14 protein-coding genes and 1 tRNA gene are annotated in these 13444 nt (G+C 62.4%); 2 read left to right on the top strand and 13 right to left on the bottom strand.

Going from position 1 to position 13444, the window contains the following annotated elements; all coding sequences use genetic code 11:
* Position 1: 1 nt before the first annotated feature.
* Positions 2-817, bottom strand: a complete 816-nt coding sequence (locus GA0061105_RS06770) for a chromate resistance protein ChrB domain-containing protein (RefSeq protein WP_092748947.1) — start codon at positions 815-817, stop codon at positions 2-4.
* A gap of 346 nt (positions 818-1163) precedes the next feature.
* Here GA0061105_RS06770 and GA0061105_RS06765 point away from each other — a divergent pair, with 346 nt between their 5' ends.
* Positions 1164-1478 (top strand): hypothetical protein, encoded by a 315-nt coding sequence (locus GA0061105_RS06765; protein ID WP_064694575.1) that lies wholly within the window; start codon positions 1164-1166, stop codon positions 1476-1478.
* 347 nt (positions 1479-1825) lie between these two features.
* Here GA0061105_RS06765 and GA0061105_RS06760 read toward each other — a convergent pair whose 3' ends face one another.
* The 12 genes from GA0061105_RS06760 to GA0061105_RS06705 all read right to left on the bottom strand — a co-directional run bounded on the left by GA0061105_RS06760 (position 1826) and on the right by GA0061105_RS06705 (position 12632).
* The gene (locus tag GA0061105_RS06760; protein ID WP_092748945.1) at positions 1826-2128 is read right to left on the bottom strand and encodes a hypothetical protein; all 303 of its coding nucleotides are present in this window, start codon (positions 2126-2128) and stop codon (positions 1826-1828) included.
* Positions 2129-2210: 82 nt separating this feature from the next.
* On the bottom strand, positions 2211-2507 hold the full coding sequence (locus tag GA0061105_RS06755) for a hypothetical protein (protein WP_092748943.1): 297 nt from the start codon (positions 2505-2507) through the stop codon (positions 2211-2213).
* Positions 2508-2645: 138 nt separating this feature from the next.
* Positions 2646-2721: transfer RNA gene (locus GA0061105_RS06750), tRNA-Lys, on the bottom strand.
* Positions 2722-2936: 215 nt separating this feature from the next.
* Positions 2937-3848, bottom strand: coding sequence for a PhzF family phenazine biosynthesis protein (locus GA0061105_RS06745; protein ID WP_092748941.1), 912 nt, complete (start codon positions 3846-3848; stop codon positions 2937-2939).
* A gap of 354 nt (positions 3849-4202) precedes the next feature.
* Positions 4203-4973, bottom strand: coding sequence for an NUDIX hydrolase (locus GA0061105_RS06740; protein WP_092748939.1), 771 nt, complete (start codon positions 4971-4973; stop codon positions 4203-4205).
* Positions 4970-6079, bottom strand: coding sequence for an endonuclease/exonuclease/phosphatase family protein (locus GA0061105_RS06735; RefSeq protein ID WP_092748937.1), 1110 nt, complete (start codon positions 6077-6079; stop codon positions 4970-4972). The genes GA0061105_RS06740 and GA0061105_RS06735 overlap by 4 nt, the downstream gene beginning before the upstream one ends.
* 139 nt (positions 6080-6218) lie before the next feature.
* Positions 6219-7238: an ABC transporter ATP-binding protein gene (locus GA0061105_RS06730; protein ID WP_092748936.1), complete on the bottom strand. Its 1020-nt coding sequence runs from the start codon at positions 7236-7238 to the stop codon at positions 6219-6221.
* On the bottom strand, positions 7226-8920 hold the full coding sequence (locus GA0061105_RS06725) for an ABC transporter permease (RefSeq protein ID WP_092748934.1): 1695 nt from the start codon (positions 8918-8920) through the stop codon (positions 7226-7228). The genes GA0061105_RS06730 and GA0061105_RS06725 overlap by 13 nt, the downstream gene beginning before the upstream one ends.
* 7 nt (positions 8921-8927) lie before the next feature.
* Positions 8928-9905, bottom strand: coding sequence for an ABC transporter substrate-binding protein (locus GA0061105_RS06720; RefSeq protein ID WP_092748932.1), 978 nt, complete (start codon positions 9903-9905; stop codon positions 8928-8930).
* 90 nt (positions 9906-9995) lie between these two features.
* The gene (locus tag GA0061105_RS06715) at positions 9996-10742 is read right to left on the bottom strand and encodes an SDR family oxidoreductase (protein WP_092748930.1); all 747 of its coding nucleotides are present in this window, start codon (positions 10740-10742) and stop codon (positions 9996-9998) included.
* A 128-nt stretch (positions 10743-10870) separates the two neighbouring features.
* Entirely contained in the window at positions 10871-11764 is an 894-nt protein-coding gene (locus tag GA0061105_RS06710; protein ID WP_092748928.1) for a helix-turn-helix domain-containing protein, read from the bottom strand.
* Positions 11765-11864: 100 nt separating this feature from the next.
* Positions 11865-12632, bottom strand: coding sequence for an alpha/beta fold hydrolase (locus GA0061105_RS06705; protein ID WP_092748926.1), 768 nt, complete (start codon positions 12630-12632; stop codon positions 11865-11867).
* Between the two features lie 192 nt (positions 12633-12824).
* Here GA0061105_RS06705 and GA0061105_RS06700 point away from each other — a divergent pair, with 192 nt between their 5' ends.
* A complete protein-coding gene (locus GA0061105_RS06700) occupies positions 12825-13295 on the top strand; it encodes a MarR family winged helix-turn-helix transcriptional regulator (protein ID WP_092748924.1) in 471 nt (156 codons plus the stop codon).
* Positions 13296-13444 lie beyond the last annotated feature (149 nt).

The raw sequence follows: 13444 nt of genomic DNA, 5'->3' as shown, positions 1-13444 counted from the left end.
CTCATGCTCTCTTCTTCGGCGTGGGCCAATTGTGGGTTTCCTCGGTCGCATCGCGGCACCAGCGGAAGAAGGCGTCGTAGAGAAGCATTCCAGCCTCGAGCTGCTCGAGATCGTCGGAATACATCCTGGAGAGGCCGAGCGAGGCGGCAAGCAGGCCGGATGCCTCGGGCGCAAGATCGAGCCTTGCGGTATCGGCCGCCCTGACGATCCGCGCCAGGCGCAGCAGCGGTTCTGACGCCAGGCCGAACTCCTCGACCATCACGTCGAAGGTGCAGAGCTCACCGCGATGGCTCCAGAACGCGTCCTCGATATCGAAGGGCACCGCGCCGAAGCGCTCGCCGACGGCGATGACTTCAGGCGCCGGCACGAACAGGAAAACGGAGTGGGGATCAAGGAAGCGCCGGATCAGCCACGGACACGCGATGCGGTCGATCTTCGGCCGCGCCCGCGTCACCCAGACGGTGCGCCCCTGCCCGTCGCGGCGCGGCAGCTTCACCTCGGGTACCACAGGCCCAGCCGCGGCCCAGGCTTCGAAGCCGCCTTCGAGGCTTTCGGCCTCGATCCCGGCATGGCGGAGATGGGCGGCGACACCATGGCTGAGCTTGGCGCCCCTCTGGCAGACCAAGACGACGGCATCGGCATCGATGCTACCCGCCCAGGAACCAACGTCGGCATGGCCGTACCGGATCGAGCCAGGCACCAGGCGCGGATCGAGCGCAAAATCCTCGTCGGTGCGGACGTCGATGATGCAGGGCGCCCCGGGAGTTCCAATGAGGCGGCTGAGCTTTTCGGGAGATATTTCGAGAAATGACGGCATGACGCGTCCCTCCGTTGATCGGTTTTACCGGACGCGATTCTTCAGCATGTCGCCTCGTGGGGTGATCGCGACCCCAGACCCAAAGCATTGGCAAAGAGACCACGTCCTGTCAAGGACGACGCTTCCGCTGCGGTCATGCCCGTTTACACGGCGGCTGTGCTATCCATATGACAGCCGACGATCTCTTCAGGTGCCATCCCCCGCAATTGCCTTTGCTTGCCGCTCAAGGCGCTCGTCGCTGGCGCTGCTCCCGCCCAAAAGCCTGATAACACCGGCACTTCGGCCCCAGAATGGAACAAAAACCCCACTCGTCCATTTCCCTGTCACCGAAAGAGGAGAAAGTACCATGACGTACGACCCCAATAATGCCAACGATCCGAACCGCCCGCTGAACCCGAACCTGGATCTGCGCACCACGCCGACGGCGCGCAACAGCAATACGTGGGTTGTTTGGGTTGCTGCATTGGCCGTGATCGCTGTTGCTGCATTCGCCTATTCGCAGTGGAGCAGCACACCTCCCGGCACTTCGCCGGATACGACAGCCTCCACGACTCAATCCGAGCCGGCGCCGGCCAAGCCGATCGCTCCGACCGATAACAGTGCAACGCCTGCTCCGGCACCTGCACCGGCCACTCCGCCGGCCGCTCCTGCCCAGCAGTAACCGCTACCCGGTCTTGAGAAGCCGCGCTAGATGCCTCCTTGGCGTATCCGGCAGGACACGCCAAGGAGGATCTATGCATTGATGGCGTATGATCCTCATACCAGGCGATCTCAGCGTCACGCGACCGCCACCAGCTTTTCGGCGGTAGACCCTTGAATAACCGCAAACGGCACTTATCTAGAGATTATAAAATTTGTCTCTGACGGCTGACCACGGATGTACTGGCAGCCGTCATTGAGACAGATCGAGGAAGGTCGGTGCGAGTTTCGCCCGGCCTTTTTTCTTGGCCTGTTGGGGAAGACCGAGCGACCTTACGGTCGTCGCGTAAAGCGTCAGCTGCAGCGATATCAATTTGGAATCCGGTTGTAAAAGGACTGAGGATCGTACACGCACTCGTAGTCGAGAACGCACATCTTCCCGTCCGCATCCCTCACCGTTGCAGTATCGTACTTGTCCCCCAGATTGCATCGGGCCGGCGGATAACGGAAGCTGCGACCGCCGATACCCATGCGCACGAAAACGGCCTTGTCCTTGCGGATGATCTGCGCAAGCTCCTTGCAGCTGTGATCCCTGGCATTGACCTCGACGGCCTCGGCGGCAAGGGCTGCGGACGGAAACAACAGGGCGAAGGCCAAGGCGACGCTTTTCATGGAAACTCCTGAATGTGAGAGCGTGATGAATGGGAAGCGGTTTTCGGATGACATCCTGCGCGATTGCGAATGGGTTCTGATTTCAGGGAAAATTATAGGGCGACGCCGGGTCGAACACACAGGCATAGTCCAGAACGCAAGCCCTCCCCTCGGCATCGCGAACGCTTGTGGAGGTGCGCTTATCTCCCATGCCGCACTGCGCCGGCGGATAGCGGAAGCTGTGGCCGCCGAGGCCGACACGGACAAAGACTTTCTTGTTCTGCCGGATGATCTGAGCAAGCTCACCGCACCTGTGCTCACCCGCTCTGATCTCCACTGCGCCTGCGGCGAAGACCGGCAGTGGCAAGGATAAAACCAAGACGAAAATGACGGTTTTCATAGGCCCTCTGATTTGTGAGAGAGATCGGGCACACAGATCGAACAGCTATTCCCGCGGCCGAGCGGAAGCATGCAGCCCGCCTCGAAACAAACCGGCAGGCCCGGAAGGATGCAACTAAATCAATGTTATCAAGAGATTTGGTGGGTGATGTAGGGCTCGAACCTACGACCCGCTGATTAAGAGTCAGCTGCTCTACCAACTGAGCTAATCACCCGTTCGCGCTTGGCTGCGCGGTGTGACGGGGCGTATAAACAGGATCGGCAGCCTTGTCCAGCGCATCAGCGAAAATTCTTTGGTTAATCTCAAAGATTTTTCCGCCCAGCTGAAATGCAGCACATAATCCTGAAAATCGGAATCGGTTTTCGGAAGGGATTATGCGCTGATTCAAAGCGATAGCGCGCCCTACCGGCTGCGCGGCGCCCTCAGAAATCACAGGTCGAGCGTGCCGCTCGCCAACCGAACCGCCTGGCCGCCGATCCGGGCGTTGGAAATCGCCCCACCCTCGACATCGATATGGAGGTGGATAAAAGACGGACGGCCCATCTCGACACCCTGCTCGATCATGATCGGGTGGTGCCCGTCCGTCAGCCGGTCAAAATGGCGGATCGCGCCGGAGAGGGCGGCCGCCGCCGAGCCTGTGGCCGGATCCTCGACGATGCCCATGCCGCTGGCGAACATGCGCGCATGGAACTTCGCCACGTGGTTGACGCCGCCGCGGCAATAGACATAGGCCGAGGCAAGGGCGCCATCGACGAAAGGCACGATCTTTTCCCAAAGCTGCGGATCGAATTCCACCCGCTGCGCCGTGCCGACATCGTGGACCGGAATGAGCAGAAACGGAACGCCGGCGCTCCAGACCGAGGGGACGTGATTCTCGAAGCCGACTTCGGTGACCTTCAACGAAAGCGCATCGGCGATGCCGAGCTTATCGAGCGGCATCACCGCCTGCTGCGATTTGCGCGGCAGGTCGAATTCGGCAAAGCTCGCCTCGCCCTCCCGCAGCCGCACCGCACAACGTACCGGCCCGACATTTTCCTCGAGCACCGTGACGAGATCGAGAGCCGCTGCGCCATGGGCGCGCTCGGCCAGCGCCACGGCGGTGCCGACTGTGGGATGGCCGGCAAAAGGCAGCTCGCGGCCCGGTGTGAAAATTCGGAGCTTCGCCGCATAGGCGGGATTGGTCGAAGGCTGCACGAAAACCGTCTCGGAGAGATTGATCTCCCGGGTGATCGCCTGCATTGCCTCGTCGCTAAGATTGTCGCCGTCGAAGATCACCGCCAGCGGATTGCCCGCAAGCTTTCGATCGGTGAACACGTCATAGACGCTGTAGCTTCGCGCCACATCGGCCTCCCTGAATCGATCATCGCGCCGCCAACCTGCCCGACCAAGCGACCGAGTGCAAGGCGCTAACTCGGGTAAGAACAAGCCATCGCCGGCCGGAGACGTCGACACTCGGCAATTTGCGCGCGATGCTTAATGAAATTCGTTTTTCTCGATAGCGCTTGCCGAGCGTGTCAGAGGAACGGAGGAGAGGTCATGCCGGGTGGTGCCCCCGGGGGAGATGCCCGGCACGGCAGAGGGGATACCACACGGCACACCGGTAAAGCGTATGCGGCCAAGCCCCGACCTCTCTCCGATCCCATCCTGAGGAACCTCGCAGGGCCTCGAAGGACGAGGGCCTCAGATTGCTGCGCCCTATGCGCCGCTCTTCCCGAAATACCAGTCAATCACCGGCAGCATGAAGATGTTATACGGATGCGCGTCACGATCAGCCGAACGGATCGCCACCGCACCCGCGATCTCCTTGTCTTCGGCGACCAGCATGTGGGCCTCAATCCGCTCGACCATCTCGTCGGCCGTCAGATCGAAGCGAAAGAGCCGGAACAGCGTCACCGTACGCTTGGCGTGGCTGGCGTAGAGGCCCTGCCCGGCCGCCGATTGGGCGAGGTCAAGTCCGGTCTCCTCATGCACCTCGCGGCGCATGTTGGCCTCGATGTCGCAGCGCCCGTCGACAATATCCTCGGGCTCCAGCGAGCCGGCGGCGAAATAGACCTGGCCGGGATTGGCGGTGTGCGCACCCATGCGGATCGCCACCAGCGCACCATCGACGCTTTCGAGCATGGGGTAGGCGAAGATGTGCAGCCCGCCCTCGCGGTGGGGCTGGCGGCGCCAGTACATGAAGGCGGAAAACGGCGTGACGTAGCCCTCGCCCGAAATCCCCTCCTGGCCGAGCCACAGCCGCTGCTGGAAGATCAGGCGCCCGTCGAAGAGCGCCGGATTGGCGGCAGTCTCCTTCACCCAGTTTTCGCGGATCGCCGTTTCCTCGGCGGCGACGAAAGGATGAGTGCCGGGCAGGACGCGGAGATCGACACCGGCGATCGGGAAGACCGTGGCTTCCGGCGGCCAGCCGGCGAAATCATCGGAAAAATCGGTGGCGGGAAAATTTCTGCTCAAATTCGTTTTCATGGGAGATCCAGTGACATGACGACGGGGCAATGGTCGGAGGCTTTCGGCCGGTCCCAACCGGTACGGGGATAACGCTCCACCTCCTGCCCCGGTGGGAAGATGGTGCGGTAGGGCTGGCCGCTGCGGATGATCTCGGGCAGGCGGCCGGCATTATGAGCGGTAAGTCGCGGCGAAAGCCAGATATAATCGAGCTGGCAAAGGTGCTGTTCCTGCGGCCCGCGCGCGTGATAGAGCGTCCAGCGGTCGAGGGGCTGACGACGGCGGACGACATTTTCGGCAAAGCCGTCATGACTGAAAACGTCGAGCGCGCTTTCGGTCTCGTCTTGATGCTCGAAGCGGTAGTCGGTGCCGCGGCGGCCGATGACATCGACCCGTTCCTGGTAATCGTTCATGTCGCCGCAGATGGCGAAGCTCTTCGACGCTGTATGTCCGGCGCCGAAGCGGTCCTCGATGATGCGGCGCACGGCGCGCGCTTCAGCGCGGCGGATCGGCAGCGTCGATTGCCGTCCGTCCAGCCCGTCGCGAGGGTTTCCCATTGACTTGAAATGCACGACGTAGAGCGAGAACGGCCTGCCACCGATCAGGAGGTCGAGCTCCAGGCAGTCGCGCTTGAAGATCTTGTCGTCGATGCGGTTGGTAAGCGCCAGTTCCTCGTCGAACAGATCGAAATCGCGATAGGTCGTCATCGCGTGGCTTCTGATATCCTTGAGCTCGATCTTCTGGCCATCACGCGTTTCCTCGCGCATCAGGACGGCGACATCGATGCCACGGCTGTCATTGCCCTCGACCAGGAATTTCTGCCGATAGCCGTTTCCAACCATGCGGAAGAGATAGCCATATTCGAACGCCTGAAGCGCGGCCATGTTGTCGATTTCCTGCAGGCAGAGGATATCGGCATCGGCATCGGCAATTGCCAGCGCCGTCATCTGCCTGGTGTCGTCGGTCGCCGCGATCACCCGCGCCTGCTCGAGGTGCTGATAGACGCCCTCGCTGTTCACCTCGAAAAGCTTGATGACGCGGTCCTGGCGCAGCTGGTTGCGGAAGCCGGTGAAATCGAAACGGGTGAGCAGATTTTCGACGTTGAAGGTGGCGAGGCGAAGCGACATGGCAGGAGTCCGGTTGCGGGCAGTACCTTATCCGTCAATCACCGCAGGAAAAGATGGCGGGGCCAAGAAAATTGCGGACAAACGTGGCTTCCAAGCCCGAAACAAGCCGCGTCGCCATCGGGTTCGCAAATCGCCTCCCTCAAAGCCGCCACGCGACGCGGATGACGACGCGCACGGCTTCCCCGGTTTCCACAACGACGCGGCTGTAGGCGCGCAGCGTCTGGCCGTTGCCGAGTGTCAGCTTGACGGCGTAACGCTCGCCCTCGAAAAGCACGGATTCGACGGTCGCGGGAGCCCCCTCGCCGCCGATGATCACATCCTCCGGCCGCACGAGGATATCAGCGCCATCGGTATTGGCCGCCTGCAGCGCATCCTGCAGTTCGTCCCATTCCAGATGCCGTTCGCCGCCCATGACAGGCAGCGTCAGGATCGCGCCGCGCCCGATCAGCCCGCCGACAATGCGCCCTTCCGGCCGGGCATAGATTTCGGCCGGCGGCGCCACCTGTAGCAGGCGTCCTTCGGACATGACGGCGACGTCGGTCGCGAGCGCCATCGCCTCGCTCTGGTCGTGGGTCACGTAGATCATCGTCGCGCCCGAGCGCTGGTGGAACTCGCGGAAGGTCTCCTCCATCTCCTGTTTCAGGTGCCGGTCGAGGTTGGCGAGCGGCTCGTCGAGCAGCACGACATCGGGCGATGTCACCAGGCAACGGGCGAGCGCCACGCGCTGGCGCTGGCCGCCGGAGAGATCGGCCGGCCTCCGCCCTGCGTAGTCGGCGAGCCGGACGGTGGAGAGCGCCTCGCCGACCTTCCGCCGGTAGGCCTCGCCCGAGATACCGCGCACCTTGAGGGGATAGCCGACATTGTCGGCGACACTCATATGCGGCCAGAGCGCATAGGACTGAAAGACCATCGCCATGTTGCGCTTCTCCGGCGGCAGCGACTGCGCGGCATCGGCAAGCAGGCGCTCACCGAGATGGATCGAGCCGTCCGAGGGCGTCTCGAAACCGGCGATCATCCGCAGCACCGTCGTCTTGCCGCAGCCGGAAGGCCCGAGCAGCGCCAGGAAACCGCCCTCGCGCACATCGAGCGAAAAGCCGCTGACGGCAGCGCGCCCGGTGCCGAAATCCTTGGCGATCCGGTTGAGGATCAGCTTCGCCATGGGACCACCCCTTTCGGCAGGCGTTTCGCCAGGAGTTCCAAGAGCAGCATCATGATGACGACCATGAGGACGACGAGCACCGAGAGCGCCGAGGCAAGGTCCGAGCTGCCGCTGTCGTCCAGATTGTAGATGGCGACGCCGAGCGTCTGGGTGCCCGCCGACCATAGCAGCGCCGAGATCGTCAGCTCGTTGCAGGCGATCAGGAAGACGAGAATGACGGAAGCTCCGGCGGCGGGCGCGATCAGCGGCACGATGATATCGAAAAGCCGGCGGAAGAAGCCGGCGCCGGAAAGCCGTGCTGCCTCCTCCAGCGCCGGATCGAGCTGATGGAAGGCGCTGACGACAGGTTTCAGGCTCGCGGCGAAGAAGGAGGAGAAATAGGCGATCAGGATGATCCAGATCGTGCCGTAGAGCGAGATGTTGAGGACGGGGATCGGCGCTGCGAAGACCAGGATGAAGGCAACCGCCATGACGATCCCGGGCAGAGAATAGGGAATCTCGATGAGGCTGGCGACGATGCGGGAGACGGTATCTCTCCGCCGCGTCAGCGCATAGGCCGCAAGCACCGTCACGACAAGGAGACCGAGCGCGGTGGCGCCGGCAAGCGACAGCGAATTGACGAAGGCGGTGCGCGTCACCGCCTGCCGGAACAGGATTTCCTCGAAAGCATGCAGCGACATGGTCTTGAAGGTGAGCGGCACGCCATAGGCCGGCACTAGCGCGCCGGCGACGAGCGCGAAGAAAGGGGCGACCAGCATGAAGAAAAGGATCGCCCAAAGGAGCGGCGTGGCAAGGAACCGCCAGGCGCCGAGCCCGAAGGCCGCATTGGCGCCCGACAGGCCGATGACGCGATAGTCGCGGCCTCTGAGCGCCCGGTCCTGGATCATCAGCCCGGCGACCGAAATCACCGCGATGATTGATGAGAGCACGGCGACATCGCCGAAGGTGCGGCTGGTGAAGGCCGAGAATTTGGTGAAGATCAAGGTCGGCAGCGTGTAGATCGAGGCCGGGATGCCGAGAATGGCGGGGATGCCGAAATTGCCAGTGCAGGAGACGAAGGAGATCGCCGCCCCGGCGATGATGCCGGGCAGCGACAGAGGCAGGATGATATCGCGGAACGCCCTGAGACTGGAGGCGCCGGAAAGCCGCGCGGCCTCGACACCGTCGCGCGGCAGCGTCATCAGCCCGGCGCGTAGCGCGAGATAGACGAGCGGCGCATGCTGGACGCCATAAAGCAGCGCGATCCCGCCCACGGAATAGAGCGGCTGCGGCGAGCCCAGCGGCGGCGCAAGCGAGAGCGCTTTCAACAACGGGCTTGATGGACCCGACATCTGCACCCAGGCAAGCGCCGTCACCTGCGGCGGGATCATCATTGGCAGCACGAAGAAGAAACTCAGTAGGCTCTTGCAGCGGATGTCCGTCAGCGTCAGCAGGAAGGCGAAGAGGCAGCCGACAAGAAGCGAGATGATGGTGCCCAAAACCGCGGTGACGATGGTGTAATAGGTGGCCTGCCAGAGCGACGGTTCGCTCAGCACATCGATGACGCCGCCGCCGGCGAAGGCCGCGATCCCGACCATAGCGAGACGGGCGAGCGGCAGCACGCTGAGGATCAGGACAACAATGATGATAAAAGGAAACAGCCAGGCGGGCTGGCTGTTTCCCGGTCTCACATAACCATGCATGAAAGGATCAGTTCGAGCCGTAAATGCCCGAGAAGGTCTTCAGATCTTGATCCGTATTCTTGAGCGCCTCGGCCGCCTTGATCGGCAAGACCTTGATGGCATCGCGCGCAGGGAAGCCTTCCGGCAGCTTCATGCCGTTTCGAGCCGGGATATAGCCGAGCTTGAGGAAGCCTTCCTGGCCCTTTTCCGAGAGCACGTAATCGACGAACTTCTTGGCGGCCTCGGCATTCGTGGTGCTGGCGAGGATGCCTACCGGTTCGGTGACGGCCGAAACGCCTTCACTCGGGAAGACGAACTCGACGGGCGCGCCCTTGGCCTTCTCGCGTATCGGCAAGTAGTCGACGACCATGCCGTAAGCCTTTTCGCCCGAGGCGACCGACTTCAGCACGGCGCCGTTGCCGCCGGCGGCGATCGCGCCGTTTTCGGCAAGCGACTTGTAGAAGTCCCAGCCGAGGCCGGGAACGGCGGCAAGCGTCTGGGCGTGGATGAGCGCGGCACCCGAAGCGAGCGGGCTCGGCATGGTGACGAGACCCTTGGCCTCCGGCTTCGTCAGGTCTTTCCAGCTCGCAGGCTTCATCGCGGCCGAGGTGTTGTACATGATGCCGGTCGTGATCAGCTTGGTCGAATAATAGTAGCCGTCGGCATCATAGAGGCTGGCATCGTATCCTGCGGCCTCCGGCGACTTGTAGGCGAGCAGCTTGCCGTCTTCCTTCAAGCGCTCCAGCGTCACCATGTCGGCGATGAGGAGGATGTCGGCGACCGGGTTGCCGGCCTGGATCTCGGCCTGCAGCTTGGCGATGATCTTTGGCGTGCCGTCACGCACCCAGTCGACCTTGACATCGGGATTGGCGGCCATGAAGCCGTCGACCGTCGCCTGCGCGTCTTCGTTCGGCTGGCTGGTGTAGAGAACGAGGTTTGCGGCCGAAGCCGGAACGGCAAGGAGGCTCGCGGCGAGAAGGGCAGCGGCGGAAACGATCGTCTTCATGGGAGGGGTCCTCGGGAATTGCGTCACCCCTCCCTTATTAGGGGTCGTTGACAGAGATGTGACAGGCGGCAGCAGGCACCGCGGCCTATGTCACCAGGGCTGCTGCGTGGGCATCACGAAGAGCTCGGCGATATCCATCCGGCCCGGGGCCTGCAGTGCGAAGAGCACCGTCTCGGCGATGTCGTCGGCCTTCAGGAATTCCATCTGCTCCTTGAGCGCTTCCATCTGGCCCCGATAATTGCCGTCGGAAATATGCTCAAAGAGCTCGGATTCCACCGCGCCCGGCTGGATGCAGGTCACGCGGATATTATGCTTCTTGGAAAGCTCGAGACGCATGCCTTCCGAGATCGCCGTCACCGCATGTTTGGTCGCGCAATAGACTGCAAGACCGGGGAAGACCTTCCTTCCGGCGATCGACGAGGTGTTGACGATATGCCCAGAGTTTTGCTTGATCATATAGGGGAGAACCGCGGCAGTCGTGTTCAACAGCCCCTTGATGTTGACATCGACCATGCGATGCCACTCATCGGTCTTCAGCGCCTCCAGATCCGAGATCGGCATCAGGCCGGCATTGTTGAAGAGAATGTCGATCGAGCCGAAGGCTTCGGCGAGCTTTTCAGCGCCCGCCGTGACGGAGGCCTGATCGACAACGTCCATTTCGAGAGCGACGGCCTGGCCGCCATTTGCAGTGATCTGCTGCTGAAGCTCGGAGAGCCGGTCGAGCCGGCGGGCGGCGAGCCCGATCTTGGTGCCTGCCTTTGCAAGTTTAAGCGCGGTGGCAGCGCCGATACCGCTCGACGCACCGGTGACGAGGGCAACCTTACCATCAATAGACATGTCTACTTCCTTTCATCTGGCGGCCCCGAATGCGGAGCCGTCCGCTGTTGACGGAAGACAATCTAGGAGAGCCGACCGACCTTCGCGCTTGGGCCTTTGCGGCCGATGTCGCGATCTTGCGGCAATCGTCAGCCGTCGCGATATTGCGAGGGCGTGACGCCAACGGCCTTGCGGAAGACGGTGGCGAAATGACTGGGGCTGGAGTAGCCGACGTCGAGGCCGATCTCGATGATGCTCCGGTTGGTTTCGCGAAGCAGCCTGCGCGCCTCGGCCATTCGCATCCGGATGAAATATTCCGACGGCGAAAACCCGGTCGTCTGTTTGAAGACCCGGCTGAAATGGAATGGGCTGAGTCCGGCTTCGGCCGCGAGCGCCCCCAGGCTGAAGGCCTGGGCAATCCCGCCTGCCATCAGATCCGTCACCCGGCGAAGCTTGAGCGCCGGAAGGGCAACCCGGCGCCGCGGCGGCTGATCCGCATCCGCGTAGGAGCGCACGAGATGGACAGCCAGCGCCTGGGCAACCCCCTGCACGAAAATCTCGCTCGGCTCGCTCGCCTCGGTCAATTCGCTGAGGATCAGCTGAAGCAGATGGTTGATCAAAGGGTCGCGCCCGGCCGATACGTCGCGCAGGCAAAGCCGGTCGTGGCTGACGGACAAGACTTCCCCGGCCGCCGCCTCGATCAGCGGCAGACCAAGATAGACATGCATCACGCGGAACGGTTCGGCCGAGGTGGAAGTCCAGCGCATCTCGTAGGGCGTCGCCGAATTGGTCAGGTAGAAGTCGCCGACATCGGCGCGGGCGGCCTGCCATTCGCCGGAGAATTCGCGCTCTTCTATGACGGCCGAGCCGGAAAGGATTGAGACCAGCAGCGGCTCGGCGACGGCCGGAACGATCAGGCCCTCCTCCCGTCCGCTATGCGACAAGAGATGCACGAACACGTTCTTCCAGGCAGGTCCCTCGCTTCGTGAGAGAAGACGGCCATGGATGTGGTCTTTGAGCTTATCGGCGGAGGTTCTGAGCATCCGCGCATTCTGCGAGAACGGCTGCGGTTTTTTCAAGCCGATGATGGGGCTTGCGCATTCGGACCACGGCGCTCTCGCGCCGTGGCCCCTGGAACGAATGTTACTTCGCAGCCTCTTCGATCAGTTCGGCGACCTTGTTAGGATGCGACACCATCACGACGTGGGAGGCGCCATCGACGACGACGGTCCGCTTGGACCCTGCCCGCTCGGCCATGAAGCCAAGAGCTGCGGCCGGGATGTTCTTGTCGCCGGTGCCGTAGACGAACCACGACGGCAGCTTCTTCCAGGCCGGCTCGCCGGATTTGTCGGTCAGCGCGGCCTCGGTGACCGGGCGCTGGCCGGCCGCCATCAGCGCCGCCTGTTCGGCCGGCACGTCGCTGGCGAACTGATCATGGAACTTTGCCTGGTCGATATAGAGATCAACGCCGCCGGTGCTAAGCTTTACCGGGGCTGCCAGCGCTCCGCTCAGCGTACCGCCCGGAAACTTGCCGGCGAGATCGGCAACCGATTCCCCGGCCTCCGGCGCGAAGGCCGCGACATAGACGAGCGACTTGACATTGTCATGGCCGTTGGCGGCGGTCGAGATCACCTGGCCTCCATAGGAATGGCCGACGAGGACCACGGGGCCGGCAATGCTGCCGACGACGTCGGAGACATAGGCAGCGTCATTGGCAACGCTGCGCAGCGGATTGGCGGCGGCCACGACCGGGAAGCCGTCCTTGCGCAGGATTTCGACGACGCCGTTCCAGCTGGACGAATCGGCAAAGGCGCCATGGACGAGGACGACGGTCGGCTTGGCCGGCTGGGCAACGGCAGCACCGGAGAACAGAGCGCCCGCCAGGGCGACGGCAGCAGCAAACTTGAACATTGGTCATTTCCTTTCGTCGGTTGAGTGTCAGAGGAGCCGAAGCGGGGTTGACGTGCTTTTCGGCTCTCAAGTTTGTCATTTAATTTGTAAGCAATTTCTTTGTACACGATCTATCTAGGCCATCCCTTCCGACGCGTCAATAGCTTGCAAACAGATCGCGCACAAATTATATTGAAGCCAAAGGAGAGCGTGATGAAAGACACCATATCGAATGATCTCGCCGCCGTGCCACAGATCGATGAAATGCTTTGCTTTTCAATCTATTCGGCCGGCCACGCCTTCAACCAGCTTTACCGTCCCCTGCTCGACGAATTGGATCTCACCTATCCGCAATTCCTCGTCATGACAGCTCTGTGGGCGCGTGACGATCGCACGGTGAAGGATCTCGGCGAGACGCTTTTCCTCGATTCCAGTACCCTCACCCCGCTCTTGAAGCGGCTGGAAAATGTCGGCCTCGTCACCCGCAACCGAAACCCTGCCGATGAGCGCCAGGTGCTTCTGCGCCTGACGAAGAAGGGACAGGCGCTCAAGAGCCGTGCCGGCCATGTGTTCGACTGCATCGGCAAGGCCGTCGGACTCGACGCCGAGACCGTGAGCAAGATCCGCGATACGATAGCGTCGCTCCGCGACAACATTCACAAGAAGAACAAGGACGAGAGCTGACGCGAGGCTCCACCCGCCGCGCCACGCCGGAACGATTTCCGTCGACAAGCCGATCACATATTGTACGATCTGCTGCGCCCCAGCCCCGCGAAATTGAATTTAGCCTAGGGCGCTCGCAATCTCGCCGACCCCTCACGCGGGCGTGAACA

Source organism: Rhizobium aethiopicum, from assembly GCF_900094625.1.
Taxonomy (GTDB): domain Bacteria; phylum Pseudomonadota; class Alphaproteobacteria; order Rhizobiales; family Rhizobiaceae; genus Rhizobium; species Rhizobium aethiopicum.
Note: the sequence above shows the minus strand (reverse complement) of the source record. Positions and strands in the feature narration are given on the sequence as shown.